Below are 25,984 nucleotides of genomic sequence, written 5' to 3'. Positions count from 1 at the left end.
CTTTACGCTAACTTCGTCGGCAACGGCCGGCCGCCCCACCGCCACCCACGACGTGCGGAGCGCCCCCATGCGACGACGAATTCTCCTGCCCCTGCTCGCCACCGGCACCATCCTCGGCACCCTGCTGGTCGCCACCCCGGCCAACGCGCACGGCTACATCTCCTATCCGCCCAGCCGGCAGGCGATGTGCGCGCAGGGCCGAGTCGCCAACTGTGGCCCGATCGTGTGGGAGCCGCAGAGCGTCGAAGGCCCCAAAGGACAGCGCACCTGCCACGGCGGGGTGAGCCGCTTCGCAATCCTCAACGACGACAGCGTCAACTGGCCGGCCACCGCGGTCGGCGGGGCGGTCACCTTCACCTGGACGCTGACCGCCCGACACGCCACCAGCACCTGGGAGTACTACGTCGGCGACAACCGGATCGCCGTGTTCGACGACGGTGGCCGACAGCCCGCCGCCACCGTGTCGCACACCGTGCACCTCGGCAGCCGCACCGGCCGACAGAAAGTGCTGGCGATCTGGAATGTCGCCGACACCACGAACGCCTTCTACTCCTGCGTGGACGTCCAGATCGGGGCCGGGCCCGGCCCGTCGCCGACCCCGCCACCGCCGTCACCCACTCCGACGCCACCGCCGCCGACCACCGCGCCACCGACCACCGCGCCGCCCGGCCAGCCCGGTGGCACCTGGGCCGCCGGCACTGCGTACCAGGTCGGTGCCGTCGTCAGCTACGCCGGCGTCGACTACCGGTGCCGGCAGGCACACACCGCGCTCGCCGGCTGGGAACCGCCGAACGTACCGGCACTGTGGCAACGACTCTGACCGGTCGGTGCATGATGTACACATGTCGCAACCGCTCGGTCGGCCGTTCTGGCGGTTCTGGAGCGCCGCCACCCTCGCCAACATCGGTGACGGGATCCGCCTCGCCGCCCTCCCGCTGCTGGCCCTGTCGCTGACCGGCGACCCGCTCGGGCTGGCCGTCGTCGCCACCGCGCAGACCCTGCCGTGGCTCGTCGCCGGGCTGGCCGTCGGCGCGCTCGCCGACCGGGTCGCGCCGCGTACGCTGCTCGCCGCCGCCGACACGGTGCGTGCCCTGCTGCTGGCGGTCCTGGTGGCGACGGTGGCCACCGGCACCGCCACCATCGCCCTGGTGGCCGTCTGCGCGTTCGGTCTCGGCGTCGGCGAGGCGGTACGCGACACCGCCGGCCAGGTGGCGGTGCCGAAGCTGGTGCCGGCGGCCGCGCTGGAGCGGGCCAACAGCCGGCTCACCGCCGGCACCATCGTCGGCAACGAGTTCGTCGGCCCACCGGTCGGTGCCGCGCTGTTCGTCGTCGGCGCGGCCGTACCGTTCGCGGCCAACGGGGCCAGCCTGGCGCTCGCCGTGATGCTGGTGCTGTCGCTGCCGCTGGGCCTGGCCCGTACTCCCACGGCTACGACTGCCGCCACGACCGCCGCCACGACGGTCGGCCCGAGCATCCGGGCCGGGCTGCGTTGGCTCGCCCACCACCGGACGCTGCGCGCCCTGGCGCTGGTGGTCGGGGCGGTCGCCGCCGCCGACGCCGCCTGGTTCGCGATCTTCCTGCTGTACGCCCGGGACGTGCTCGGTGTCGGCGCGCTCGGCTACGGCCTGCTGCTGTCCACAGGGGCCGGTGGCGGGCTGGCCGGCGCGTTCCTGGCCGACCGGCTGGTGGCCGGCCGCCGGCACCGACTGGTGCTGGCGGTCTCCCTGGCGGTGACCGCCGGGGTGCCGGCGCTGCTCATCGCCGTACCGCAGATCTGGGTGGCGGTGTTAGTGACCGTGGTGTCCAGCGGCGCGTTCGCGGTGCTGAACATCTGCGCGGCGGCACTACGGCAGCGCACCGTACCGGACGGATTGCTGGGGCGGGTGACGGCGGCGTCCAGGACGCTGATCTACGGTGCCGCCGGCGGCGGCGCACTGCTCGGCGGCGCACTGGCCGCCGGGGTCGGATTGGCCGCCCCGTTCGGCTTCTCCGCGCTGGTCGCCGTGGTCGCCACCGCCGGCTGGTGGCTGGCGACCCAGGACGACGCACCGTCCGCCCGTCCCGCCTGAGCGCCGGCTCGGGCGGCTGCCGACGGCGGCCCGTACCGGTCCTGGACACGATGTCCGAGGGCGGTCGTTGACCGGGCGGTGCCGCAGGCGCGACGGCGCGGTAACGGTGCAGGGGCCACCATTGCGGCCATGTCAGCAGCAGGTTCGGTGCCGAAGCGGCAGTTCCGGGGCCTGTGGCTGGCCACGGTCGCCAACCTGGACTGGCCGAGCCGGCCCGGACTGCCGCCGGACGCTCAGCAGGCGGAGCTGCGTGGCTGGCTCGACCTGGCCCGGCAGTTGCGGTGCAACGCCGTCGTCGTGCAGGTACGCCCGAGCGCCGACGCGCTCTGGCCGTCGCCGTACGAGCCGTGGTCGGCGGTGCTCACCGGGCAGCAAGGCACCCACCCCGGCTACGACCCGCTGGGTATCTTGGTCGACGAGGCGCACGCCCGCAACCTGGAGCTGCACGCCTGGTGCAACCCGTACCGGGTCGCCAACCACGCCGACCCGACGCGGCTGGTCGCCGACCACCCGGCCCGCCGCCACCCGGAATGGGTCATCACGTACGCCGGCCGGCTCTACTACGACCCGGGCCAACCGGCGGTACGGTCGTTCGTCCAGGACGCGATGCTCGACGCGGTCACCCGCTACGACGTCGACGCGCTGCACTGGGACGACTACTTCTACCCGTACCCGGTCGCCGGGGAGACCTTCGCCGACCAGGCCAGCTTCGCCGCGTACGGGGCCGGCTTCGACAGCCTCGCCGCGTGGCGCCGGCACAACGTCGACCTGCTCGTCGCGCAGATGAGCGACCGGCTGCGGGCGGTCAAGCCGTGGGTGCGCTTCGGCATCAGCCCGTTCGGCATCTGGCGCAACGCCGGCACCGACCCGCTCGGTTCGCGGACGAACGGGTTGCAGTCCTACGACGCGATCCACGCCGACAGCCGCCGCTGGGTGCGCGAACAGTGGATCGACTACATCGCGCCACAGCTGTACTGGCACATCGGGCACCCGGCCGCCGACTACGCCGAACTGGTCCGCTGGTGGTCCGCGACGGTGTCGGGCACCAGTGTGGAGCTGCTCGTCGGGCAGTCGACCTACCGGGTCGGCGTCGCCGGGCAGGACCCGGCCTGGCAGGACCCGGCCGAGCTGAGCCGGCACCTGACGCTGCACCACAGCTACCCGCAGGTCCGCGGCGACCTGCAGTTCAGCGGCAAGGACGTACGCGCCGACCGGCTCGGCGCGGTCAGCCGGCTGGTCGCCGACCACTACGCCCGGCCCGCGCTGGTGCCGGTCGCGGCCGGGCGCGGCGGCGAGGCGGCCCCGGGCAGCACACCGCCACCGCCGGCGATCACCGCCGCGACCCGCACCCCGACCGGGGTACGGCTGGACTGGCTCGCCGCCACCGGCAGCACCGTCCCGACGGCGTACGCGCTCTACCGCTGCCCCGGCACCGACGCGGCCGACCCGACCGCGTTCGACGACGCCCGCCACCTGCTGGTGACGGTACGGTCCACCGGCGCTGGTGGCTCCTTCACCGACACGACGGCGGCGCCCGGGTCGGCGTACACCTATCTGGTCACCGCACTGGACCGCCAGCACCGGGAGAGCCCGACCGGGCCGGCGCGGGTGCTGGCCGCCGGCAGCGACGCGTTCAGCGTGATCGTCGACAACCGCACGCCGGACGGGTTCACCGCCAGCGCCGCCTGGGGCACGTCGAGCTGGTCGGCCGGACGGTACGGCACCGACTACCGGTTCACCAGCCCGCAGCCGGTCAGCGACCCGGCCTGGTTCACCGTCACCGTGCCGACGGCCGGCAGCTACCGGGTCGAGGTGTGGCATCCGGCGGCGTCCGGCTACCACCCGGCCGCGCCGCACCTGGTGCAGACCACCACCGGGTTGGTCAGCCGGCCGGTGGATCAGCGCACCGGCGGCGGCCGCTGGCGGGAGCTGGGTGTCTTCGCGCTGACGGCGGGGCGGCGGCCGGTGGTCGGGGTGAGCCGGTGGGCACCGGCCGGCGGCCACATCGTCGCCGACGCGGTACGCCTGACCCGGGTGGGCTGACGCGCGGTCGTACACTGCCCGCCGTGGCATGGCAGGCGTATGAACAGGGACTGATCTGCCTCGGGCGTCGCGATGTCGCCGCCGCCCGGGCCCACCTCGAATCGGCCGGGGCGGACCCGCGGGCGCTGCTGTTGTTGGGGCAGTTGGCCGGCGGCGGCGACGGCGAGCCGGCCGACCACTCGCGGGCGCGGCGGCTGTACGCGCGGGCCGCGGCACTCGGCAGCGCCGACGCCGCGTACAACCTGGCGGCGCTGTACGCCACCGGGCGTGGTGGCGATCGCGACGACGCGGCCGCGCTGACCTGGTACCTGCGCTCGGCCGAGCTGGGCAGCGCCGACGCCCGCCGGATGGTCGGCCTGATGTACGCCCACGGTCAGGGTGTGCCCGCCGACGACACCGAGGCCGAGCGGCACTGGCGGGCGGCGGCCGTCGACGGCCAGGCACCGGCGATGCGTGATCTGGGTGCGCTGTACGCGCAGCGCCGGGACGATCCGGCCGAGGCGGCGTTCTGGTACCTGGAGGCCGCGAAGTCCGGCGACACCACGGTCGGCCAGGAGCTGGCACGACTCGTGCCCCGGCTACGCGAACGGACGGCGGCCGATCAGCGGGCGCGGACCCTGCTCGGGGTGATCCTGGCCTTCCATCTCGACGATCCCACCGCCGCGGTGCCGCTGCTGACCGCTTCGGCGGGCCAGGGCGACCCGGTCGCGCAACGGACGCTCGGGTTCCTGGTCGAACGCGGCATCGGCGCCGACCGGGACGCACACCGGGCCGCCGAGCTGTACCGGTCGGCGGCGGACGCGGGTGACGGCCCGGCCGCGTTCAACCTCGCGGTGCTGCACCCCGACTCCCCCGAGGCGGTGACGTGGCTGCGCCGCGCCGCGACGAACGGCGTCGTCGAGGCGTACCCACGGCTCGGTGACCGGCTCAGCGAGCAGGACCTCGACGAGGAGGCCCTGCGCTGGTACGTCCGTGGTGCCGACGCTGGCGACAAGGGCAGCATGCTGGCGGCGGCCTGCTGGTACCGCGACGGCTTCGGCGGTCCGGTCGACCTGGTGCAGGCGCTGCGCTGGTGCCTGGCGATGCTCGATGTCGGCAGTGGTGACGGCATCCACGAGGCCCACGGTTTCGTGGCGCAGATGAGTGTGGACGACATCCACGAGGCCGGTCGGTTGTCCGGCCGGCTGACCGAGGCGGACCTGCTCGCGCAGCGGTCAGCTCCGCCCGGCGGCGAGGAACTCGTGGGCACCACGTAGCCGGGTGGTCAGCCGGGCACGGGTCCGGGCGCAGTCCAGCCGCAGCTCGGCCGGTCCGGGAACACCGCTGGCGGCACGTCGGCCGGTGGGCAACGCCGTGGGGTCGAGGCCGTCCCGGCGGGCGATGAGCACCCCCAGGCGGTGCCGGCTGATCGCGTCCGGACCGGCGACGTGGTGGATCCCGGGGTACGGCGACCCGGCGAGTTCGCGCAGCGCAGCGGCGAGGGCGACGTGAGCACCGCCGTCGGCGGTGCTCGCCCAGTCGCTCTGGCGGTAGGCGGCGTTGACGATCACGTCGGGCCGGGCCGTGGCGGCGACACGGGCGACATCGTCACGGATGCGGATGTCGAGCGCGTGCCAGTCGACTCCGGCGCCGAGATCACCGCTGGGCGGACGGCGGTGGAAGGTCGCGGCCACCCGGTGCCCGGCACACCGCGTCTGACGAACGATCTCCCGGCCGAGGAACCCACTGCCACCCACCACGAGAAGCCTCACCCGACCACGGTAGGCCCGGCGGTCCGCCCGCGCGTCGTACGCTACGTCGGCCGGTCGAGGCCGGCGCGCACCCGGCCGGTCTCGTACGCCCAGATCGCGACCTCGACCCGGTTGCGGACGCCGAGCTTGGTCATCAGGGCGGCGAGGTGGCTCTTGACCGTGCTGAGGCTGATGTAGAGCTCGCCGGCGATCTCGGTGTTGGTGCGGCCACGGGCGACGGCGACGAGCACCTGCTCCTCGCGGTCGGTCAACGGGTCGAGCGGTTGGCGGGCCGGTGCCACCGGACCGGCGGCGGCGAAGGCGCTGAGCAGCCGGGTGGTGACGGCCGGCGCGATGAGCGCGTCACCGGCGGCGGCGGCCCGGACGGCCTGGGTGAGCAGCGCCGTGCCGGCGTCCTTGAGCAGAAATCCCCGGGCACCCGCGCGCAGCGCCGCGTAGACGTACTCGTCGAGGTCGAAGGTGGTGATGACGACCACGGCGAGCGGGTCGGCGACACCGGGGCCGGCGAGGCGACGGGTGGCCTCGATGCCGTCGACATCGGGCATCCGGATGTCGAACAGGCACACGTCGGGACGCAACCGGTGGGCGAGGTCGACCGCCCGGCGGCCGTCGGCCGCCTCGCCGACGACCTCCATGCCCGGCTGGGCGTCGAGAATCATCGTCAGCCCGGTCCGCACGATCTCCTGATCGTCGGCGACGACCACCCGGATGGTCACGTCCCGGCCCGGCCGGTCGGGGCCTGGCGGGGCAGGGCCACGGCGACGGTCCAGCCCCGATCGGGGCGCGGTCCGGCGTCGCAGGTGCCGCCGAGCAGGGCCGCCCGCTCGGTCATGCCGACGATGCCGAAGCCGCCGGTGGCGGCGGGCCGCGCCGTGCCGGTGTCGCCGTCGTCGCTGACCCGCAGCCGCACCGCGTCGGCGTCGACGTCGACCCGGACCTCGATCCGGGTGGCGTGCCGGGCATGCCGGCGGGCGTTGGTCACCGACTCCTGGGCCAGCCGGTAGACCGCGGTGGCGACGGTCGACGGGATGTCGTCGACGTCGCCGTGCAGGGTGACGTCGACAACCGGTCCGGGCTGCGCCCGGCTGGCGAGTCGGGCGACATCGCCGATTCCGGGGTTCGGGGTGAGGTCCGCCGGAGCCAGGTGTCCGGCGGGTTCGCCGCGGCGCAGGCCGCGCACCATCAGCCGCATCTCGGCCAGGGCGCGGGTCGCCTCGGCCTCGATCACCGCCAGCGCGTCGAGGGCCGCCGCCGGTCGGGTCGGTGCCACCGCGATGCCCGCCTGGGCGCGGATCGCCATCGCCGACACGTGGTGGGCCACCGTGTCGTGCAGGTCGCGGGCGAGGCGTTCCCGTTCGGCCGACTTGGCCTGGTCGAGTTCGCGGGCCCACAGCGTCGCCCGGTACCGCAGGGCGGTGGCCACGGCCATCGCGGCGGACACCACCACCGTCCCGCCGACCAGGTCGGCGAGGTCGAGGTGGCCGACCGCCGCCGACAGGCCCATCTTGGCCAGGATGATCGCCGTGCCGGCCACGATCTGCCGGCCGGAACCCCAGCGGTACAGCGCGTACGGCAGGATCAGCAGGTAGACACCGGTGACCAGCTCCGGTTCGTGGCCGGCCAGCAGCGCGGCGACGGCGGTGACCGGGAAGGCGACGGCGACCATCAGCAGCGGCCGGGTCCGGCGCCACCACAGCGTCGGCGCCAGCACCAGGGCGACGATCAACGAGTACGCGGGTGACACCAGGTCGGTGCGCAGCAGCCCTTCGAGGGTCGCCGCGACCCAGACCACGCCGAGCAGCACCCAGTCCCGCCAGACCCGTGTCGGCGGGTCGGCGACGGCGGGCTCGGCCCACAGCGACCGCAGCAGCGCACGCACACCGCGATCGTACGCAGCGGCCAGCGACGGCGTACCGGCCAGAAGTACGACGAGCGGCCCCGTCCAACGGCCGGGACGACGCCGGCCTGCGTGGCGATGACCATTGGCCGTGCCGCCGCCACGATCGAGCCATGCTCACACCCGTACCGAATCCACGGTCGACGCCGCAGTCCACCGCCCACACCGTCGCGGGCCGATCCTCTCCCGCCAACTGGCTGATCCCCACCGGGTTGGTGCTGCTCAGCCTGGTGCCGGTGGTCGCCGGCAGCCTGCGACTGGCCGAGCTGGTCGGCGGGCCGCCCATCGTGCCCGACGGCGACCGGGTCACCGCTGCCCCGGTGGCGCTGGTGACACACATCGTCAGCGTCACCGTTTTCAGCCTCGTCGGCGCGTTCCAGTTCGCGCCGGGCCTGCGGCGACGCCACCCGGCCTGGCACCGGGCAGCCGGACGGGTACTGGTGGTCGGTGGGTTGCTCACCGCCGGTACCGGCCTGTGGCTGACCCTGTTCCTGCCGCCGGCGGCGGCGGTCGACAGCGAGCTGCTGGTCGCCATCCGGGTGGTGGTGAGTGTGGCGATGGCGGCGTGTGTCGGGGTCGGTTTCCTCGCGGTCCGGCGCCGCGACTTCGCCGCGCACCGGGCCTGGATGATCCGGGGTTACGCGATCGGGATGGGTGCGGGCACCCAGTTCTTCACCCAGCTGGCCTGGCTGGCCGTGGTCGGCCCAGTGACGGCGTCGGGCCGGACCGGCACCATGGCCGCCGGTTGGCTGATCAACGTGGTGGTGGCGGAATGGGTGATCCGGCGTCGCGCCGCCGGCGGGCGCCGGCGGCACGACGCGGTACGGGTCAGCTGATCCGCTCAACCACGACCCGCCGGATGACGAACTTGCCCGGCTCCCGGACCTGTTCGAACGCGGCGTCGTTGAGCAGGACGCAGCTGCCCGACGGGCTGGTCACCGTGACGGTGATGCTCCGGTCGTTGTCGAGGTTGGTCACCTTGAGCACGGTGCCGATGGGAAAGGTGCCGCTGGAGGCGGCCGGGGCGGCGTCCTCGTTGAACAGGGTGACCGTCGATCCCGCGCAGACGACCTCGCCGGGTGCCCCGGTGTCCGGTGCGGCGGCGTCGCCCGTACCGTCGGGCTGCTCCGGCGCGGGCGTCGCGGCCGGCGCGCCGACGCCGACGTCGGCGGTGCAGCCGGCGGCGGCCCGCCGCTGCTCGATCAGGTCGACCACTGCCTGCCGGTTGGCGATCCGGTCGTTGGACAGGGCGTCCGGGTTGGCCCGCTGCTCGGCGATGAAGGTCAGGTTGTTCCGCAGCGCGGTGTCCAGGCCGTCGCAGTTCTCCCCCGCGTTGCCGAGCCCGGTGCCGACCGCCAGTCCGCCGCCGAGCAGGGCTGCCGCCGCCACCCCGACGAAGACCTTACGCGCCCGCCCACTCCTGATATCCCACCCGTACATCCACCGCTCCTCTCGGTAGCCGCTGCCCGAAACGCAGCTACCTGGCCATACGCGGGTGGATGGTCGACGGATCTGTCCGGAACCTCAAGTTTCTATTAAGGATCTTCACAGAATTCACGGACAGTCACATCGCAAGGCCGTCCGACGACACGGCGCCGCCGGCTCCGTCGCACACTTTCCCCGGCGGCGCCGTGGCCTACCGGACCGCTGGGGCACGGACCACCAGACGATCCAGCAGTTCGCGGCTGGCGGCGGCGACGGCCGCCACGGCGGCGTCGAACGCCTCCGCGTTGTGGGCGGCTGGTTGCCGGAAACCAGAGATCTTCCGGACATACTGCAGCGCGGCGGCCTCAATGTCGGCGTCGGTCACATCGGCGGTGTACGGCTCACGGAGCGTCTTGATGCTTCGGCACATGCGCTCCATACTGCCGCAGCTCACGATGGCAGGCAGCCCGAGCCCGGCCGGACGACCCAGGCCAGCTTGACGAGCCAAGCTAACGACATTAGCTTAAGCATTATGACATGTAGCCAGCCGACGCGGTCCGGCAGCCGACGTGCCTAGGGCAGGGCTCACCCGGGGCGGCCTGGTCGACGCCGCGATCGCCCTCATCGACGAGCAAGGCCTCGACGCGCTGTCGCTCAACGCGGTGGCCGGCCGGGTCGGGGTCGCCACACCGTCGCTCTACAAGCACGTCACCGGCGGCCTCACCGAACTGCGGGCGCTCATCGCTGCCCGGCTCATCGGTGAGTTCGCCGACGAACTCACCCGCCACACCCTCGGCCTCAGCCGGGACGCCGCCGTCGCCGCCTTGATGCACGCCAGCCGGGACTACGTCCGCCGACATCCCGCCCGGTGGGCGGCGATGCCCGCCGACCCGATCCGCGACCCGGTGACCGTCGCCGAAGGAACCAGGCTGCTGGAGGTGTTCCTGGCCGTGCTGCGCGGCTACGGACTGCAGCGATCGGCGGCGGTGCACGCCGCCCGCTGCCTACGGGCGATGATGCACGGCTTCGTCTGCCTGGAAATCGACGGCGGCTTCGGCCTGCCCGAGGACGTGACGGAGAGCTACGAACGGCTGATCGCCATGTTCACCGCCAGCTTGCCGCGGGACTGACACCGTCCGCCGCGCGGCCGCGACCAGGCGGGTCGCGATCTGCGGCCGCGCCGCCCAGTGCAGGTGCAGGTACGATGCGTGCACGCCACCGACGACGAAACCCTCCGGCGCCGCGCCACGCCACCCCCAGGCCGGTGCCGCACCGGCCCGCGGCGTCACCTCGGTACGGTGGAACTCGTGGCCGGTCAGCCGGGCCCCCTCCGGTGCCAGCACGCTGTCGGACAGCGCCACCGCATCGCGGTAGCCGAGCGTCAACCGGGACGTCATCCGCGCGTCCGCCGGCAGCACCCCGCACATCGGCGCCTCGTCGAGGGTGCGGCACAGCCACAGCAGGCCGGCGCACTCGGCGACGATCGGCGCACCGGCGGCCGCCAACGCCGCCACCTGCCGCCGCAACCCGGCGTTCGCGGCCAGCTCGGCGGCATACACCTCGGGAAAGCCGCCGCCGACGACCAACGCCACAGTCGCCGCGGGCAGTCGCTGGTCGCGGACCGGATCAACGGTACGCACCTCGGCACCGGCGGCCGTCAGCAGCTCGACGGTCTCCGGATAACCGAAGCTGAACGCCGGTCCACCGGCGACGGCGACCACCGGCCGGTCACCGCTCGCCGCTGCTGGCGCGTCCTCGCCGGAACCGGCGTCCGCATCCCGTACGGCAGCCGCCGACGACCAGGGTTCGACCGCCAGCGGGGGCGCGGCACCCGCCACCGCCGCCACCGCAGCGAGATCCACCGACGCGGCGACGAGCTCCGCCAGCGCCCCGACCGCCGTACGCGCCTCGACGGCGCGTTCCACCGCCGGCACCAGACCCAGATGCCGCGACGGGGTGTCGACCGACGGATGCCGACGCAGCACCCCGAGCACCGGGGCGCCGACCTCCGCACAGGCGTCCCGCAGCACCTGCTCGTGCCGGTCGGAGCCGACCCGGTTGAGGATCACCCCGGCGATGTGGACCTGACCGAACGACCGGAACCCGTGCACCAGTGCGGCGATCGACCGGCTCTGCCCGGCCGCGTCGACGACCAACAGCACCGGGGCGGCCAGCAGCGCCGCGACCTGGGCGGTGGAGCCGACGTCGGCGCCGCCGACCCGGCCGTCGTAGAGTCCCATCACGCCCTCGATGACCACGAGGTCAGCCCCAGCGGCGCCGTGGGCGAACAGCGGCGCGACGCGCTCCTCACCGACCAGCACCGGGTCCAGGTTGCGGCCCGGCCGGCCGGCGGCGAGCGCGTGGTAGCCCGGATCGATGTAGTCCGGGCCGACCTTGAAGCCGGCGACCCGGACACCCCGGGCCGCGTAGGCGGCGAGCAGGCCGGTGGCCACCGTGGTCTTGCCGTGCCCGGATCCGGGTGCGGCGATCACCACCCGGGGTACGGCTACCACTCGATGCCCTGCTGGCCCTTGCGTCCGGCGTCCATCGGATGCTTGACCTTGGTCATCTCGGTCACCAGGTCGGCGAGATCGATCAGCTCCGGGGCGGCGTCCCGGCCGGTGACCACCACGTGCTGGCTGCCCGGCCGGTCCCGCAGCACCGACACCACCTCGGCGACGTCGATCCAGCCCCACTTGATCGGGTAGGTGAACTCGTCCAGCACGTAGAACCGGTACGCCTCGGCGGCCAGGTCGCGGCGGATCTGGGCCCAGCCCTCGGCGGCCTCGGCGGCGTGGTCACGCTCTGTGCCGGGGCGCTGGATCCAGGACCAGCCCTCCCCCATCTTGTGCCAGGTCACCGGCGCTCCCCGGCCGGACTCGCCGAGGGTACGCAGGGCCGCCTCCTCGCCCACCTTCCACTTCGGAGATTTGACGAACTGGTAGACGACCACCGGCCAGCCGGCCGCCCAGGCCCGCAAAGCCATGCCGAAGGCCGCTGTCGACTTGCCCTTACCGGGCCCGGTGTGCACCGCGAGCACCGGCTGACGCCGCCGGGCCCGGGTGGTCAGCCCGTCGTCGGGGACATGTTCCGGTTTACCCTGTGGCATCAGGCAGCCCTCCCGCCGGCGAGGCCGACCCGAAGTGCGGCGCCAGGCTGGTTCGTAGCGGTCGACCGGTTGACGGCCCCCGGGTGCGGCACCACCGCCGACAGCGCCTCCAGCGGCAGCCATTCGGCATCGAAGCCGGTAGCGAGCCGCCGAGCCAGGCCCAGTCGCACCGGACCGGACTCGCAGTCGAGTACCACCATCGCGGTGCCGGCGAGCAGCGGCGCCAGGGCTATCGGATTCGGCCCGCTGGTCGACCGCCCGTCGGTGACCAACAGGACCAGTGGCCGACGGCGTGGCTCGCGGCGGCGCTCGGCGGCGACGGTGGCGGCGGCGGCCCGCAGCCCGGCGGCGATCGGGGTACGGCCACCGGTGCGCAGCTGCGCCAGCTTGGCGACGGCCACCTCGTGGCTGCTGGTCGGCGGCAGCACCACGTCGGCGGCGGCACCCCGGAAGGTGATCATCCCGATCCGGTCCCGCCGGTGGTAGGCGTCGCGCAGCAGCGACAGCACGGCGGTCTTGACCACGGTCATTCGCTGCCGGGCCGCCATCGACCCGGAGGCGTCGACCACGAACAGGATCAGGTTCGCCTCCTGGCCGACGTAGCGGGCCTGGCGCAGGTCGGCGGGGGTGATCCGGCGGGCGCCCCGGGATGCGGCAGCGCGCACCGTGGCCGGTAGATGCACCGTCGACGGTCGTCCGGTCGGTGATCCGGAACCGACCACCCGGCCCCGGTCGGCGTGGGCCGCCGAACGTCGGCCGGGCGTCGCGCCGGCCCCGAGCCCGGGTAGCCGCAGTGTCCGGGGCCGGTACGCGGGCCCGGCCGCCGCCGGAGCCGGACCGCCCGGCGGTACGCCGTCCGGCTGCTCGGCACCGTCCGCCGGCCCACCGGCGTCCGGCGTAGCTGGCTCGGGCGGCGGGCCGCCGTCCGGTGGTGGCGGACCGGGTGACGGGCCGCCATCCGAGTCGGGCGGACCCTGCGACGGACCGGCGTCCGGTGGTGGCGGATCCGGCGGCGGCGCAGGACCGGGATCGTCGTCGCCGCACTCGTCCCGCAGCACCTCGTCGAGGCGCTGCTCGTCGGCGCCGGGCGGGTCGAGCGGGTCACGGCGCCGCCGGTGCGGCAGCGCCAGCCGGGCTGCGTCGGCGACTTCAGCGGCGGTGACCGCCGTCTGACCGCGCCAGGCGGCCAGCGCGACGGCGGCGCGGGCCATCACAATGTCGGCCCGCATACCGTCCACCTGGTACGCCAGGCAGATCCGGGCGATCCGGTCGATCTCGGCATCGGGCAGCGTGACCGCAGGCAGGGCCGCCCGCGCATCGCGTACCCGCAGCGCGAGCTGGTTGTCGGTGGACCGCCAGCGATCCGCGAACGCCACCGGGTCGGTCTCGTACGCCAGCCGCCGGCGCACCACCTCGGCCCGGTCGGCCACCTCGGAAGGTGCGGCCACCGACACCATCAGCCCGAAGCGGTCCAGCAACTGTGGACGCGGCTCGCCCTCCTCCGGGTTCATCGTGCCGACCAGCAGGAACCGGGCGGCGTGACTGACCGACACCCCGTCGCGTTCGACGTGGGCCCGGCCCATTGCCGCCGCGTCCAGCAGCAGGTCCACCAGATGGTCCGGCAACAGGTTGACCTCGTCGACGTAGAGCAGGCCCCGGTGCGCGGCGGCGAGCAGCCCTGGCTCGTAGGCCTTCACGCCGGCGCTGAGCACCCGCTGGATGTCGAGCGTGCCGACCACCCGGTCCTCAGTGGCGCCGACCGGCAACTCGACCAGGGCGGCCGGGCCGCGGCGTGCGGTCACCGGCGCGGTGTGCGGCCCATCGGGGCAGGTTGGGTCCGGGGCCGCCGGGTCGCAGCCGAACCGGCAACCGAGCACCCGGTCGACCTCCGGCAGCAGCCCGGCCAGCGCGCGGACGATCGTCGACTTCGCGGTGCCCTTCTCACCCCGGATGAGCACGCCGCCGATGCCGGGGTGCACCGCGGCGAGCAGCAGGGCCTGCCGCAGGTCGGGCAGGCCGACGACGGCGGTGAACGGGTACGGCGTCATGGCAGGGGCCGACAGGTGTGCATGGTGAATCCCTCCCGCGGGTGTCCACGCCCGCGTACCGGTGGACCAGCGAGCGGCCGGAGTCTCCTGGCTGCCGGATCGACGTCGCGTCCCGAGCCTTCCCGCCGTTGGGGCAGTGGCTGTCTCACGGGGACGCGACTCACCGGTCACAGTGGCGGGACCGCCCCGGATTCGCACCGGGTTCCTCCGCGCACCGCTCGTGCCGGTCATGCTCCCCCACCGACGGTCCACCGTCAATGTGGCGCCGGTCCCGGTGCCGGCCACGGCCACAGCCATTGCCCGGCCGGTCACGACGGCGGTACGCTGCGCATGCCACGGTGTTCGGGAAGCCGGTGTGAGTCCGGCGTGGTCCTCGCCACTGTGACCGGGAAGTGTCCGTTCCACCATGCCACTGGGCCGACGACGGTCCGGGAAGGCGGGACGGCTGCGACGATCCGGGAGCCAGGAGACCGGCCGTGGCACGCACCGCATCGCCACGAGGCATGGACGAGAGGATTTCCTGGCATGACTGCACCTTCTGTCGGCGGCGAGGTCACCACCACCGCCATCCGCGTACCGCTCGCCGGTTGGTTGCTGGCCGCCGTCGCGGCGGTCGTCATCTACCTGGTCGCGCAGGACAACGGGCTGGTGCTGGCCGGTGCCGCCGAGTTCGTGCACGAGTTCACCCACGACGGCCGGCACGCCCTCGGCGTACCGTGCCACTGAGCGGGCGGCCGGCTCCGATGAGCACCTACCCGTTCGGCGCGGTGCTGGGCCGCGGCCTGCTCGCCGGTGCGGCCGCCGGCGTGGCAGGCGCGGTGGCGGCCCTGCTGATCGTCGAACCGCAGATCGAGTCGGCGCTGGTCGTCGAGGAGGCCCGCGCGGCGACCGGGACGGCCGGACACAGCCACGACGAGGAGTTGGTCGGTCGGGCCATGCAGGTCCTCGGCGGGCTGGTCGCCACCGTCGCGGTGGCGCTGTGCCTGGCGTTGATCGTCGCCGTGGTCTTCGCGGCGACCCGGCACCTGCTGCCCGGCCGCGACGACTTCCGCCGCGTGGGGCTGCTCGCCGGGCTCGGCTTCGTCGTGGTGGCGCTGCTACCGGCGATCCACTTCCCGGCCAACCCGCCGGGCGTCGGCGACCCGGACACCGTCAACCAGCGCACCGGACAGTATCTGTCGTTCATCATCGCCGCAGCCGCCGTCACCTGGCTGGCGCTGCTGACCCACCGGCGGCTGACCGGCTGGGCGCGGCCGGCTCCCTACCGGACGGTGGTCGCGGCGGCGCTGGCCGTCGTCGGGTACGCCCTGCTGCTGGCGCTCTGGCCGGCCACCGGGGTCGACGTGCCCGCCGATATCCCGGCGGCGCTGCTGTGGGAGTTCCGGCTCGCCTCGCTGGCGCAGCTCGCCACGATGTGGACGGTCCTCGGGGTGGTGTTCGGACTGCTGCTCACCCCGGCCCGGACCGGTGACCGGCGGCCCACGCTCGCCAACGTCGCGTGACGGTTGAGGACGGCGCGACGGGAGCGGAGCACGGCCCGGCGGGACCGGCAGCCGGGCACCCCGCCCGGGTGACCGTCTGCCGGGGCTGCTGCTGCGGCACCCGCCGCAAACACCCGGACGTCGACCATGACCGGCAGCTCGACATCCTGCGCGCCGCCGGGTCGGTACGGGTGTCCGACTGCCTCAACGCCTGTGACCGGTCCAACGTGGTGGTGGTGCAGCCAGCGGTGTTGGCCCGCCGACTGGGTGCCCGCCCGGTGTGGCTCGGCGGGGTGCTCGACGAGACGGCACTGTCGATTGTCGTCGACTGGATCGCCGCCGGCGGGCCGGGCCTGGCCGCACCGCCGGACCGGCTCGCCGGGCTGCGCTTCGCCGCCCCCCGCTGGGGAAAATCCGCCCCGACGTCCTGACCGCCGTAGTGCCGTCGCTTGCCGGCCACCACGATCCGGCGGCCGACAAGCGACGCCCCCGAACGCGCGCCTGCCCGGATCACGGTCACCTATTGGCGCCCGGTTCGACAAGGTACGGCGCGAACCGATTGCACAATCGTGCAACCGTCCGGCGCCGTGGCCTTCTCTCCTGCGGCATATCTGTGCTGAGCTGACCGGCGTGACACGGGGAACGGGGACCATCAGGACGCACGGCCCGACCGCGGTTGCACAACTGACCCGGTGGGGCGCCTCACCCGATGCCGATCTGGTCTACCGGGCGCTGACCATGTTCGGTGCCCGCAGCAGCGGCCAGCTCGCCCACGAGCTGGGGCTGACCCGCAAACGCGTCAAGGTCGCGCTCGACGAACTGAACGGCCTGGCGGCGGCGGTGCCGACCGCTGCCGGCTGGCGGCCGCTGCCAGCGGGTCCGGTCATCGCGCGGCTACGCCGGCCCGCTCGGCCGGTACGGCGGCAGGACGTCTGGCGCCAGCATTTCCGTACCGTGCACGGCATCGACCTGCCCGGCCCGGACGACCCGGCGGTACGCAGCCTGGGCAGCCGGACCGCCGCCCGCGACCGGGTGCGGCGGCTGGTCGCCGCCGAACGACACGAACACCTGGCCATCAACACCGAAGTGATCAGCGCGGCGGCCTCGGCGGAGGCGATCCCACTGGACCGCAGCCAACTGGACCGGGGCATCCGGGTACGGGTGCTGCAGCGGCCGCCCACCGTCGACGACCACAGCGTCGAGCATCTCGCCCAGCTTGACACGGCCGACCCCGAACGGGTCCGGGAGCTGCCCGACCCGCCGATCAAACTGCTGGTCTACGACCGGCGCGTCGCGCTGTTCCCCGTCGATCCGCTCGACTTCGAGGCCGGATACGTCGAACTGGTAGACCCGGTCGCGGTCCGCCAACTGTGCGACCTGTTCGACCGGCTGTGGGCGCGGGCGCGCCGGTCCGGTCCAGGAGGGAGACCTGCGATCACACTGACCCCCCGTGAGCAGGCGCTGGTCGCACTCCTCGCCGCCGGGCACACCGACGCCTCCGCCGCCGAGGAGCTGCGACTGAGCCTGCGCACCGTCGCGTACACGATGCGCAACCTGATGGACCGCCTCGGCGTGGAGAACCGCTTCCAGCTGGCGATCCTGCTCGGCGCCACGGGTGCGGTCGCCCTGGCTCCGCCCACCCGTACCGCGGCACCCCGCTCGTCGTCCCACGCGGAAACGTCCGCGCCGGAGGAGGAATCCCATTGACCCCCACACCTCGCCGGACCGCCGTGATGGCGGCCGCGACGATCCTGATGGCAGCTACCCTGGCGTGGCTGTCGGCCACCGGCGTGTCCGCCACGCCGGTGGCCGCAGGTACGCCGACGCCGTCATGGGCCGCTTCGCCGATCCCCACCAGCGATCCGACCATCACGGACTGGTGGACTCCGGCTGGCTGCGCCACCGGCCAGTTGAGCGGCCTCGTGGCGGACCCCGACCTCGGTACGGTGCTGCCGGGCGAGGCGACGCTCTGCACCACCTACACGGACAACTACCGGTTCGGGGTCGCGGTGTTCCGCCCCGACGACAGGCCGGCCTTCGTCTTCCGCGCCCAGTTGGTGCCGTACCACCCGACCGACGCCTCACCGGTGCGGATCGTGTTTCCGGGCGGGGTGCCACCGGTGAACCGGGGCGTCTGTCTGATGCGCTCGGAGCAGGTCCGCCTGGCCTGCGTCGAACTCGTCGGCGAGCCGGACGGCACGGTGGCCGCCCGGCCGATCCCGGTCGACGATCCGCTGGTCGACAGCCTGGTCGTGTTCGACGGGGAGGAGATCAGGAACCCGACTCCGGGCTGCGCGAACTGCGTGGCGTTCCCCGAGGAACAGTGACCGCCGGGGCCGATGGGCAGGCGGGACAGGTCCGGCTGCGGCAGCGTGCCGCAGCCGGACCGGGGACGATCAGCGACCGGCGGTGCCGTAGTAGGCGGTGCGCATGATCTCCTGCATGTCGTCGAGCATCGGCATCCGCGGGTTGGCCGGGGCGCACTGGTCCTCGTACGCGTTGACCGCCTGCTGCGGCAGGCTGGCCAGGAACGACTCCTCGTCGACCCCGACCGCCTGGAACGACGGCTCGATGCCGACCGCGTCACGCAACCGTTCGACGGCAGCGGCGTACGACTCGACGCCTTCGGCGGGGGTGGCCGCCGGCAGGCCGAGCATCCGGGCGATCTCCTGGAACCGTTCCGGTGCCCGGTAGTTCTCGTACTTCGGCCAGCCGGACAGCTTGCCGGGCCGCGCCCCGTTGTAGCGGATCACGTGCGGCATCAGGATCGCGTTGGTCCGACCGTGGGCGATGTGGAACGTCGCACCGAGGGTGTGCGACATGGCGTGCACGATGCCGAGGAAGGCGTTGCCGAACGCCATCCCGGCGATGGTGCCGGCGTTGTGCATCTTCTCCCGGGCCTCGGGGTCGGCGGCACCATCGCGTACCGCCCGCTCCAGATAGGCGAAGATCAGCCGGATCGCCTGCAGGGCGAGCCCGTCGGTGTAGTCGTTGGCGTACACCGACACGTACGACTCGGTGGCGTGGGTCAACGCGTCGAAGCCGCTGTCGGCGGTCACCACCGCCGGTAGATCGGCGGCGAGCACCGGGTCGATGATCGCCACGTTCGGGGTGAGCGCGTAGTCGGCCAGCGGGTACTTCTTGCCGGTCACCGTGTCGGTGATCACCGCGAACGGGGTGACCTCGGCCCCGGTGCCCGACGTGGTCGGGATGCAGACCAGCTTCGCCAGTTCTCCCGGGGCCGGGAAGGTGAACGCCCGCTTGCGGATGTCGAAGAACTTCTCCCGCATGTCGGCGAAAACCACGCCGGGGTGTTCGTAGCGCAGCCACATCACCTTGGCCGCGTCCATCACTGAACCGCCGCCGAGGGCGATGATGGTGTCCGGCCGGAAGTGGCGCATCTGTTCGGCACCGGCGTCCACGGTACGGATGCTCGGCTCCGGTTCGACGGTGTCGATGATCTGCAGCGCGACCCGTTCGGACCGGCCCTGCAGCACGGTGAGGATCCGGTCGACGAACCCGAGCCGGGTCATCGTCGCGTCGGTGACCACGGTGACCCGGTGCACGTCCGGCATGTCGGCCAGGTAGCGGATCGCGTGCGGCTCGAAGTAGATCTTCGGCGGCACCTTGAACCACTGCAGGTTGTTGGTGCGCCTCGCCACCCGTTTGATGTTGAGCAGGTGAACGGCGGTCACATTGCTCGACACCGAGTTCCGCCCGTAGCTGCCGCAGCCCAGCGTCAACGACGGCGCGATCGCGTTGTACATGTCACCGATCGCGCCCTGCGAGGCCGGCGCGTTCCAGATGATCCGTACCGCCTTGACCCGCCGGCCGAACTCCTCGGCGAGCGCCGCGTCGCTGGTGTGGATGACCGCGCTGTGGCCGAGGCCGTGGAACTCGACCATCTGCTCGGCGTACCGGATGCCGTCGGCGTGCCCGTCGGCGCGCAACACCGCCAGCACCGGGCAGAGCTTCTCCCTGGTCAACGGTTCGGCCGGGCCGACCTGGTCGACCTCGACCAGGATGATCGACGTGTCGGCCGGCACGGTGAACCCGGCCTGCTGCGCGATCCACACCGGGGACTGCCCGACGACCATCGGGTTGAGTTTGGCTCCGGCGCAACCGGTTGAGCCGGCGGCGGCGCCGAACAGCAGCTCCTCCAGTTGGCGCTTCTGCTGCGGGGTGGCCCGGTGCGCGTGCAGCTTGGCGAACTCGGCCATCGCCGGTTCGTAGATGTCGTCGTCGACGATGACCGCCTGCTCCGAGGCGCAGACCATGCCGTTGTCGAACGCCTTGGACAGCACCACGTCGTTGACCGCCCGGGCCAGCTTGGCGGTCCGCTCCAGGTAGGCGGGGACGTTCCCGGCGCCGACGCCCAGCGCCGGCTTGCCCGCCGAGTACGCGGCCCGCACCATGCCGTTGCCACCGGTGGCGAGGATCAGCGCGACCCCGTCGTGGCGCATCAGCGCCCCGGTCGCTTCGACCGACGGGTGCTCGATCCACTGGATGCAGTGCGCCGGCGCGCCGGCGGCGACCGCCGCGTCGCGGACCACCCGGGCCGCTTCGGCGCTGCACTGCTGGGCGGCCGGATGGAAGGCGAAGATGATCGGGTTGCGGGTCTTCAGAGCCAGCAGGGCCTTGAAGATGGTCGTCGACGTCGGGTTGGTGACCGGGGTGACGCCGCAGATCACACCGACCGGCTCGGCGATCTCGACGATGCCGCTGATGTCGTCACGGCCGACCACGCCGACCGTCTTCAGCGCCGCCATGCTGTGCGTGACGTGTTCGCAGGCGAAGATGTTCTTCACCGCTTTGTCCTCGAACACGCCGCGGCCGGTCTCCTGAACCGCCAGCCGGGCCAGGTCGCTGTGTCGGCCTAGCGCGGCGACCGACGCCTTGCCGACGATCGTGTCGATCCGCTGCTGGTCGAATTCGGCGTAGTCGTCGAGTGCCTTCGACGCCGCCGAGACGAGAGCGTCGATCGCGACCTCTGTCTCGGCCGGCGCCGCCGGCTTGGTGTGCACCTGGACGACTGCGGTCATGCCGATCACCTCGTTCGGTCGGCACCGGCGGCACCCTGCCGCCGGTGCTCGACCTCATCGTCACTCGGTACGGTGATCGAACACTGCCGCCGTACGTCCCCGATCGCCGGGACCTAGGTCACCCCACGTCGGTCCACTCTGGCTGTCGGGCCGTACCCGGTCAGGTTGCGGAGCGGGCCGCCGCCAGCTCCCGGGCCTTGGCCGGCCAGGTCGGCAGGCTGGCGGTGGCCCGTACGCCGGCGGCGCGTACCGCCGCGCGCAGCGCCGCCTCGTCGGTCGCGCCCAACTGCTCGTACGTGCGGATCCCGGCGGACTGCAGGGCGGCGGCCATCTTCGGCCCGATGCCCTCGATGCGTCGGAAGTCGTCCGCCGGCCCCGGGTCGGCGAGCGGCTCGGCAGCAGTGGACGGGTCGGCAGCGGGCGGGTCGGCAGCGGGCGGGTCGGCAGCGGGTCCAGCAGCGGCAGGCTCAACGGCGGCGGCAGCGGGCTCAACGGCGGCGGCCGACGTCGCGGGAGCAGGATCGGCGGCCGGCGCCGGCTCGGGGTCGACCGGCTCGGGGTCGACCGGCTTGTCGGCGGTGGGCTCGACACTGACCGGCTCGGCCGTGGCGATCGCGGCGGGCCCGGCGGGAACCTCGGTGGCGGGCTCGGTCTTGACCGGATCGGCCGGCGATGCGGGTTCCGGCCGGGCCGGTTCGGCCGGCGACGGCTCCTTTGAGGTAGCAGTCGGCGGCTCGGCCGCGGCAGTTGCCTCGGGCTTCACCGAGGCGTCCTTGCCGGCGGCGGACCGGCGGCTCATCACGAGCCACCCCGCGACTGCACCGAGCAACACCACGACCAGCAGAATCAGTATGTTTCCGAGGGACCAGTCCACGGCAAACCTCCAGCACCAAAAGTCAGAATCGCGAAAGGGTCTCGTTGTGGCCTTGTCGCTGTCAACCTACGGGCAGTCGCAAGGCGCTTCGAGGGCAGGTCGGTCCCGCTACTCTTCGCCAACCACAGTGGGACGGTGCGTGCCACCGAAGAACGGGGAGCGCACTCCCTGCGGGTGCAGTTCAGCCGGGTCCACGTCACCTGAATCGACCCGCCCGGTGACCGCGCGTACCAACGTCGGCCGGTCCCATCGACGCGCCGCCCGCAGCGGCGCCAGGGTGGTGCCCGCCGACAGCGCCACCACCAGGTCCGCCGCCGGGGCGGTCAGCCACGACGCCATGCCGAGGCCGTCGGCCAGGTCGACCCCGTGGACCGCGAGCTCGACGACCCGGGTGGCCTGGAAGTCGGTCAGCGTCATCAGGTCACCGTGCCGGGTGACGACCAGGCGGTCCGGCGGCTGCGCCGCGACCCGAGCGGTGGCGGTCGCTGCCCGCGCCGCCAGCTCGTCGACAGCGGCGGTAACCGTCCGAGCCGCCGCCCACCGCTGAGCGTCGGCGATCCGCCCACCGTCCGCATCGGGACGGAACCGTGCGTCGGGCGCGTAGTAGCCGACCGCGTCCACCGGGCCGTCGGGGCCGGCGGCGGGTGCGCCGTCGTCGAGCATCTCGACGGTACGGGAGAGCGCGATCACGGTGTGCGCAAGCAGTTCCTTGACTGTCCACGGCGTGCATCTGGTCGGCCGGTCGAAGTCCGCCTCCGATACGGCCCGTAGCGCGTCGACCGCCGCTCGACTCTCGACGGCGTAGGCGAGGGCCACCTCGCCGGACCGCCAGATCCGCTGCACGACCCGGAACCGTTCGGCCACCACCATCGTCCGGTCGTCGACGGTGAACGTCTCGTCACCGAGAGCGGCCCGCATCGGCGCCGACTGCCAGAAGTCGATGTGCGCGCGGCGCCAGCCGGCGACGTCGGTGAACCCTTCACCTTCGTCGACGGCGTGGGTGAGGTCCACCTCGGCAAGTGGGACCACCCGTACCTCGGTGGTCTCCAGCACCGCGCAGGGCCGGTCCGCCGAGTCCACCAGAACGGACCGGTCCCCCGCGACCGGCAGCGGGCCGTTGTCGTGCTCGTACTCGCACAGCAGCCCGGACGTGGAAGTCTTCGCACCGGTGAGGATCGCCGCGACCAGCCGGTCGCGCAGCGGCCCGGGGAACGCGAACTGGGCCTTCGGCAGGTCGTTGAGGTGGTGCGGCAGGTTCTGACCGCCACCACGGTCCGCCTCGGTCGCCACAGCGGCAGTGTACTGGCGGCGGTGCCGCCTGGTCCCGCTCACGATCGTGTGCCGCCGGCCGACGACCGTCGCGCAATTGACGTGACGGCACACGACCAGGTACGCCACGATGTGCCGGTGACGATGTCAGACGCGCGTACCGTATCGCTGCACCCGATGACCCAGAGCGAGTACGACGTACGGATTCCCGCACTGGTGGCGGGTTATGCCGGTGACCTGCTGCGGTCCGGTCGGGCCACCACCGAGACGGCACTGATCGAGTCCCGCCGCCAGCACGCCGAGTTGCTGCCCGACGGGCTGGCCACCGAGCGGATGCTGTTCCTCGTCGCGCGGGAGACGGGCACCGACGACGCGCGGCCGGTCGGCTGGATCTGGGTCGGGCTGCCGGATCCGGCAGAGCCGGAGCGGCCGGCCTGGATCTACAACATCGAGGTGGACACCGCCCACCGCGGCACCGGGTACGGGCGGGCCATCCTGGCCGCCGTCGAGCCGGTGCTGGCGGCGCGCGGAGTCACCCGGCTCGGGTTGAACGTCTTCGGAGACAACCTGGTGGCCCGCCGGCTGTACGAGTCGACCGGATTCACGGTCACCGCTCAGCAGATGGTCAAGCCGATCGGTTCCGCGCCGCAGGAGTCGGCGTAACGAATCCGGCGTACCGCTGCCGGCACGACTTCACGAAGCTTGTATCTCGAGCCGCTTGAGATCGCATAGTGGACGCCGTGGAGATGAACGAGCTGTACCCCATCGGGGATGTCGCCCGACGTACCGGTCTGAGCGTCAGCGCCGTCCGGTACTACGCCGACGCCGGTGTCGTCACGCCGGCAGCCATTTCCCCGGCCGGCCACCGGCTGTACGACGTGTCGGCGATCGCCCGGCTGGAACTGGTTCGAACGCTTCGGGAACTCGACGCCGGGCTGGACGAGATCCGGCGGGTGCTGGCCGGCGAGGCGACGCTGCGCGAACTGGCCGCCACCCACCTGGCTCTGCTGACCGAGCAGGAGACCCGGCTGCGCAGCCGCCGCGCGGTGCTGTCGACCATCCTGCGACAGGACTCCACCGCCGAGCAGGTGACGCTGATGCACAAGCTGGTCGGTATGTCGGACGAGGAACGCGATCGGCTGATCGACGAGTTCTGGGCCGAGGTCTCCGCCGGCTGGGAACCACCGGAGCAGATGATGCGCTGGTGGCGGGCGGCCCGACCGGAACTGCCCGAGCATCCCACCGCGGCCCAGCTGGAGGCATGGATCGAGTTGGCCGATCTGCTCCGGGACGGCGAGGTCCGACAGGCCGTGCGCCGCGAGTTGCACCAGGTGTGCACCACCGGGGCCGGGCCGCTGATGACCTCATCGCCGATGCTGGACCGGATGGAGGCGGCTATGCCGATCGGCCAGGCGGTGATGGACGCGGCGCGGGACCGGGTACCACCGGACTCGCCGCAGGGGCGGAAGATCGCCGACCGGTGGATGGGCTGGCTGACCGGCGTATTCGCGACACCGGACAGCCCGGGTCTGCCGGACACCCCCGAGTTCCGGATCCAGACGGCCGACCACATGCTCGCCGGCGCGGAGTGGGACCGTACACCGCCGGATCCGCAGGGACCATTCGACCGGTACATGGCGCTGGTCACTGCCGTCAACGGCGTGGAGCCGGAACGGTTCCCGTTCGAGTGGCTGGCCGAGGCGCTGCGCGCATCCGCCCTACCGGTCTGCTGATCGCGGCGGCCATGCCCGGATTGGAGACTGGCATCATGCTGCTGAACGGGAAGCCCGTCGATCTGGATCACCTGAGGATCCTGGGTCTCACCAACTACGGTCACTTCACGTCCATGCGAGTGGACGCCGGCCGGGTGCGCGGACTCGCACTTCACCTCGACCGGCTGACAAGGGACTGCCGCGCGCTCTTCGGCGCGGAACTCGATCAGCACGAGGTTCGCAGCTATGTCCGTCAGGTTGTGGGTTCCGCCGAGTCGACCGTCGCCAGGGTGACGGTGTTCGACCCGGACCTCGACCTGGGGTATCCCGCCAGCGCATCACGCCCTCAGGTGCTCGTCACCACGCGAGCGGTGTCGTCGGTCCCACCGCGACCGCTGGTGCTCGCCACTCGCTGCTACGAGCGGGACGTACCAGCCGTCAAGCACCTCGGCCTGTTCGCGACGATGTTCCACCGCCGACAGGCTCAACTCGCTGGGTTCGATGACGTGCTGTTCGTGGACAGGGAGGGTTTCATCTCCGAGGGGGCGACCTGGAACGTCGGCCTGATCGAAGGCGACGAGATCGTCTGGCCACAGGCACCGGTGCTGCCGGGAATCACGATGGCATTGATCCAGCAGGTACGCGCAGGGCTCGAGCGCCGCGTCGACGTGTCGGAGCTGAATCGCTACACCGCAGCGTTCACCACCAACGCCGCGGTTGGCGTCCGGGCTGTCACCGCGATCGACACCACCCGATGGTCCGATATGACTCCGCTGGTCGAGCAGATTCGCAAGGACTACAGCGCCATCCCCGGCGAACCGCTCTGACGCGCTGCACGTCGGTACATACACCTGCCCCCGGGCAGTGCGGCGCTGCCGCATCCTCCATGTTGCGATCTGCCGGCGCCGCACTGTGACCCGGGTAACACCCTGTCATGCCGGGTCGGGGTGTCTCGTCTGTGGTGGTGAGGACGACGAGTGGAGACCACCCGATGACGACCCGTACCGAACGGCGGCGGTAGCCGGCCATGCCGCCCACCGAATCTACGACGACCTGCGCCCGTGGGCGTTCACCATCGCCTACCGGATGCTCGGCAGCGTCAGCGAGGCCGAGGACGTCACGCAGGAGACGTTCCTGCGGATGCACCAGAGTGCGCTGCGAGAAGATTCGCGCGCGCCGACCGCGCTACCACACCACCCGGCGGCAACGCGACGAGCCGGCCCGGCGGTTGCGGCACCTGGGCCCGGTCGGCGACCCCACCACC

24 protein-coding genes, 3 pseudogenes and 2 riboswitches are annotated in these 25,984 nt (G+C 72.8%); of the genes and pseudogenes, 15 read left to right on the top strand and 12 right to left on the bottom strand.

The features are described from left to right. Positions 1–67: 67 nt before the first annotated feature. From ACN27J_RS03685 to ACN27J_RS03670, 4 genes are all read left to right on the top strand, one after another. A complete protein-coding gene (locus ACN27J_RS03685) occupies positions 68–820 on the top strand; it encodes a lytic polysaccharide monooxygenase (RefSeq protein WP_421363554.1) in 753 nt (250 codons plus the stop codon). Between the two features lie 22 nt (positions 821–842). Continuing rightward, a complete protein-coding gene (locus tag ACN27J_RS03680; protein ID WP_421363552.1) occupies positions 843–2,069 on the top strand; it encodes an MFS transporter in 1,227 nt (408 codons plus the stop codon). 129 nt (positions 2,070–2,198) lie between these two features. Then, positions 2,199–4,112 (top strand): family 10 glycosylhydrolase, encoded by a 1,914-nt coding sequence (locus ACN27J_RS03675; protein WP_421363551.1) that lies wholly within the window; start codon positions 2,199–2,201, stop codon positions 4,110–4,112. Between the two features lie 23 nt (positions 4,113–4,135). After that, a complete protein-coding gene (locus tag ACN27J_RS03670; RefSeq protein WP_421363548.1) occupies positions 4,136–5,368 on the top strand; it encodes a tetratricopeptide repeat protein in 1,233 nt (410 codons plus the stop codon). Here the strand turns inward: ACN27J_RS03670 and ACN27J_RS03665 are convergent. Genes ACN27J_RS03665 through ACN27J_RS03655 form a run of 3 tightly spaced genes read right to left on the bottom strand, consistent with a single transcriptional unit; the run spans position 5,327 to position 7,742 of the window. Next, on the bottom strand, positions 5,327–5,863 hold the full coding sequence (locus tag ACN27J_RS03665; RefSeq protein WP_421363546.1) for a sugar nucleotide-binding protein: 537 nt from the start codon (positions 5,861–5,863) through the stop codon (positions 5,327–5,329). The genes ACN27J_RS03670 and ACN27J_RS03665 overlap by 42 nt on opposite strands. A gap of 41 nt (positions 5,864–5,904) precedes the next feature. Beyond that, positions 5,905–6,579 (bottom strand): response regulator, encoded by a 675-nt coding sequence (locus tag ACN27J_RS03660; RefSeq protein WP_421363543.1) that lies wholly within the window; start codon positions 6,577–6,579, stop codon positions 5,905–5,907. After that, positions 6,576–7,742 (bottom strand): sensor histidine kinase, encoded by a 1,167-nt coding sequence (locus ACN27J_RS03655; protein ID WP_421363540.1) that lies wholly within the window; start codon positions 7,740–7,742, stop codon positions 6,576–6,578. The genes ACN27J_RS03660 and ACN27J_RS03655 overlap by 4 nt, the downstream gene beginning before the upstream one ends. Before the next feature lie 131 nt (positions 7,743–7,873). Between ACN27J_RS03655 and ACN27J_RS03650 the strand changes: the two genes are divergently transcribed. Beyond that, complete coding sequence (locus ACN27J_RS03650; protein ID WP_421363537.1) at positions 7,874–8,596, top strand: DUF2306 domain-containing protein; 723 nt, start codon at positions 7,874–7,876, stop codon at positions 8,594–8,596. On the opposite strand, the gene ACN27J_RS03645 is transcribed toward ACN27J_RS03650, so the two are convergent. Both ACN27J_RS03645 and ACN27J_RS03640 read right to left on the bottom strand, forming a co-directional pair. Beyond that, on the bottom strand, positions 8,589–9,200 hold the full coding sequence (locus ACN27J_RS03645) for a hypothetical protein (protein WP_421363535.1): 612 nt from the start codon (positions 9,198–9,200) through the stop codon (positions 8,589–8,591). The two genes, ACN27J_RS03650 and ACN27J_RS03645, sit on opposite strands and share 8 nt — an antisense overlap. A gap of 196 nt (positions 9,201–9,396) precedes the next feature. Beyond that, positions 9,397–9,615, bottom strand: coding sequence for a DUF2277 family protein (locus tag ACN27J_RS03640; RefSeq protein WP_421363532.1), 219 nt, complete (start codon positions 9,613–9,615; stop codon positions 9,397–9,399). A 139-nt stretch (positions 9,616–9,754) separates the two neighbouring features. Between ACN27J_RS03640 and ACN27J_RS03635 the strand changes: the two are divergent. Then, positions 9,755–10,231, top strand: a pseudogene (locus ACN27J_RS03635) (TetR/AcrR family transcriptional regulator); the annotation flags it as partial. On the opposite strand, the gene ACN27J_RS03630 reads toward ACN27J_RS03635, so the two are convergent. Genes ACN27J_RS03630 through ACN27J_RS03620 form a run of 3 tightly spaced genes read right to left on the bottom strand, consistent with a single transcriptional unit; the run spans position 10,190 to position 14,342 of the window. Beyond that, positions 10,190–11,698 carry a cobyrinate a,c-diamide synthase gene (locus ACN27J_RS03630; protein WP_421363530.1) on the bottom strand — a complete coding sequence of 503 codons (1,509 nt, stop codon included), beginning with the start codon at positions 11,696–11,698 and terminating at the stop codon, positions 10,190–10,192. The pseudogene ACN27J_RS03635 and the gene ACN27J_RS03630 overlap by 42 nt on opposite strands. Then, entirely contained in the window at positions 11,692–12,294 is a 603-nt protein-coding gene (gene cobO / locus ACN27J_RS03625) for a cob(I)yrinic acid a,c-diamide adenosyltransferase (protein WP_421363528.1), read from the bottom strand. Before cobO ends, ACN27J_RS03630 begins: the two co-directional genes overlap by 7 nt. Continuing rightward, positions 12,294–14,342, bottom strand: a complete 2,049-nt coding sequence (locus tag ACN27J_RS03620; protein WP_421363527.1) for a VWA domain-containing protein — start codon at positions 14,340–14,342, stop codon at positions 12,294–12,296. Before ACN27J_RS03620 ends, cobO begins: the two co-directional genes overlap by 1 nt. A gap of 80 nt (positions 14,343–14,422) precedes the next feature. After that, positions 14,423–14,550, bottom strand: a riboswitch (cobalamin riboswitch). 111 nt (positions 14,551–14,661) lie between these two features. Next, positions 14,662–14,835, top strand: a riboswitch (cobalamin riboswitch). Positions 14,836–14,867: 32 nt separating this feature from the next. Between ACN27J_RS03620 and ACN27J_RS03615 the strand changes: the two genes are divergently transcribed. From ACN27J_RS03615 to ACN27J_RS03595, 5 genes are all read left to right on the top strand, one after another. Continuing rightward, a complete protein-coding gene (locus ACN27J_RS03615) occupies positions 14,868–15,068 on the top strand; it encodes a CbtB domain-containing protein (protein WP_278168918.1) in 201 nt (66 codons plus the stop codon). 17 nt (positions 15,069–15,085) lie between these two features. Beyond that, positions 15,086–15,844, top strand: a complete 759-nt coding sequence (locus ACN27J_RS03610) for a CbtA family protein (protein WP_421363524.1) — start codon at positions 15,086–15,088, stop codon at positions 15,842–15,844. 68 nt (positions 15,845–15,912) lie between these two features. Next, complete coding sequence (locus ACN27J_RS03605) at positions 15,913–16,254, top strand: hypothetical protein (protein WP_421372097.1); 342 nt, start codon at positions 15,913–15,915, stop codon at positions 16,252–16,254. A gap of 199 nt (positions 16,255–16,453) precedes the next feature. Then, the gene (locus ACN27J_RS03600; protein ID WP_421363522.1) at positions 16,454–17,530 is read left to right on the top strand and encodes a LuxR C-terminal-related transcriptional regulator; all 1,077 of its coding nucleotides are present in this window, start codon (positions 16,454–16,456) and stop codon (positions 17,528–17,530) included. Further along, complete coding sequence (locus ACN27J_RS03595; RefSeq protein ID WP_421363520.1) at positions 17,527–18,150, top strand: hypothetical protein; 624 nt, start codon at positions 17,527–17,529, stop codon at positions 18,148–18,150. Before ACN27J_RS03600 ends, ACN27J_RS03595 begins: the two co-directional genes overlap by 4 nt. A 69-nt stretch (positions 18,151–18,219) precedes the next feature. On the opposite strand, the gene adhE is transcribed toward ACN27J_RS03595, so the two are convergent. The 4 genes and pseudogenes from adhE to ACN27J_RS03575 all read right to left on the bottom strand — a co-directional run. After that, positions 18,220–20,865: a bifunctional acetaldehyde-CoA/alcohol dehydrogenase gene (gene adhE / locus ACN27J_RS03590; protein WP_421363517.1), complete on the bottom strand. Its 2,646-nt coding sequence runs from the start codon at positions 20,863–20,865 to the stop codon at positions 18,220–18,222. 160 nt (positions 20,866–21,025) lie between these two features. Continuing rightward, the gene (locus tag ACN27J_RS03585) at positions 21,026–21,664 is read right to left on the bottom strand and encodes a hypothetical protein (protein ID WP_421363516.1); all 639 of its coding nucleotides are present in this window, start codon (positions 21,662–21,664) and stop codon (positions 21,026–21,028) included. 183 nt (positions 21,665–21,847) lie between these two features. Then, positions 21,848–22,603, bottom strand: coding sequence for a maleylpyruvate isomerase N-terminal domain-containing protein (locus ACN27J_RS03580; RefSeq protein WP_421372096.1), 756 nt, complete (start codon positions 22,601–22,603; stop codon positions 21,848–21,850). Continuing rightward, positions 22,580–22,993 (bottom strand): annotated as a pseudogene (locus ACN27J_RS03575) (ASCH domain-containing protein); the annotation flags it as partial. The pseudogene ACN27J_RS03575 and the gene ACN27J_RS03580, both read right to left, overlap by 24 nt. Positions 22,994–23,152: 159 nt before the next feature. Here ACN27J_RS03575 and ACN27J_RS03570 point away from each other — a divergent pair. The 4 genes and pseudogenes from ACN27J_RS03570 to ACN27J_RS03555 all read left to right on the top strand — a co-directional run. Next, positions 23,153–23,671: a GNAT family N-acetyltransferase gene (locus tag ACN27J_RS03570; RefSeq protein ID WP_421372095.1), complete on the top strand. Its 519-nt coding sequence runs from the start codon at positions 23,153–23,155 to the stop codon at positions 23,669–23,671. A gap of 77 nt (positions 23,672–23,748) precedes the next feature. Beyond that, on the top strand, positions 23,749–24,741 hold the full coding sequence (locus tag ACN27J_RS03565) for a MerR family transcriptional regulator (RefSeq protein ID WP_421363513.1): 993 nt from the start codon (positions 23,749–23,751) through the stop codon (positions 24,739–24,741). Between the two features lie 35 nt (positions 24,742–24,776). Then, entirely contained in the window at positions 24,777–25,547 is a 771-nt protein-coding gene (locus ACN27J_RS03560) for an aminotransferase class IV family protein (protein WP_421363510.1), read from the top strand. A 37-nt stretch (positions 25,548–25,584) separates the two neighbouring features. Beyond that, a pseudogene (locus tag ACN27J_RS03555) lies at positions 25,585–25,875 on the top strand (sigma factor); the annotation flags it as partial. Between the last annotated feature and the right edge of the window lie 109 nt (positions 25,876–25,984).

It is taken from the genome of Solwaraspora sp. WMMB762 (genome assembly GCF_049179115.1).
Taxonomy (GTDB): domain Bacteria; phylum Actinomycetota; class Actinomycetes; order Mycobacteriales; family Micromonosporaceae; genus Micromonospora_E.
The sequence above is the reverse complement of the archived record's forward strand: the minus strand, read 5'-3'. Positions and strand labels throughout refer to the sequence as shown.

Coding starts and splice junctions, on each gene's coding strand:
- ACN27J_RS03560 (WP_421363510.1), top strand. CDS start 24,777: ATGCTGCTGAACGGGAAGCCCGTCGATCTGGATCACCTGAGGATCCTG.
- ACN27J_RS03610 (WP_421363524.1), top strand. CDS start 15,086: ATGAGCACCTACCCGTTCGGCGCGGTGCTGGGCCGCGGCCTGCTCGCC.
- cobO (WP_421363528.1), bottom strand. CDS start 12,294: ATGCCACAGGGTAAACCGGAACATGTCCCCGACGACGGGCTGACCACC.
- ACN27J_RS03645 (WP_421363535.1), bottom strand. CDS start 9,200: ATGTACGGGTGGGATATCAGGAGTGGGCGGGCGCGTAAGGTCTTCGTC.
- ACN27J_RS03650 (WP_421363537.1), top strand. CDS start 7,874: ATGCTCACACCCGTACCGAATCCACGGTCGACGCCGCAGTCCACCGCC.
- ACN27J_RS03585 (WP_421363516.1), bottom strand. CDS start 21,664: ATGAGCCGCCGGTCCGCCGCCGGCAAGGACGCCTCGGTGAAGCCCGAG.
- ACN27J_RS03570 (WP_421372095.1), top strand. CDS start 23,153: ATGTCAGACGCGCGTACCGTATCGCTGCACCCGATGACCCAGAGCGAG.
- ACN27J_RS03680 (WP_421363552.1), top strand. CDS start 843: ATGTCGCAACCGCTCGGTCGGCCGTTCTGGCGGTTCTGGAGCGCCGCC.
- ACN27J_RS03620 (WP_421363527.1), bottom strand. CDS start 14,342: ATGACGCCGTACCCGTTCACCGCCGTCGTCGGCCTGCCCGACCTGCGG.
- ACN27J_RS03675 (WP_421363551.1), top strand. CDS start 2,199: ATGTCAGCAGCAGGTTCGGTGCCGAAGCGGCAGTTCCGGGGCCTGTGG.
- ACN27J_RS03615 (WP_278168918.1), top strand. CDS start 14,868: ATGACTGCACCTTCTGTCGGCGGCGAGGTCACCACCACCGCCATCCGC.
- ACN27J_RS03640 (WP_421363532.1), bottom strand. CDS start 9,615: ATGTGCCGAAGCATCAAGACGCTCCGTGAGCCGTACACCGCCGATGTG.
- ACN27J_RS03685 (WP_421363554.1), top strand. CDS start 68: ATGCGACGACGAATTCTCCTGCCCCTGCTCGCCACCGGCACCATCCTC.
- adhE (WP_421363517.1), bottom strand. CDS start 20,865: ATGACCGCAGTCGTCCAGGTGCACACCAAGCCGGCGGCGCCGGCCGAG.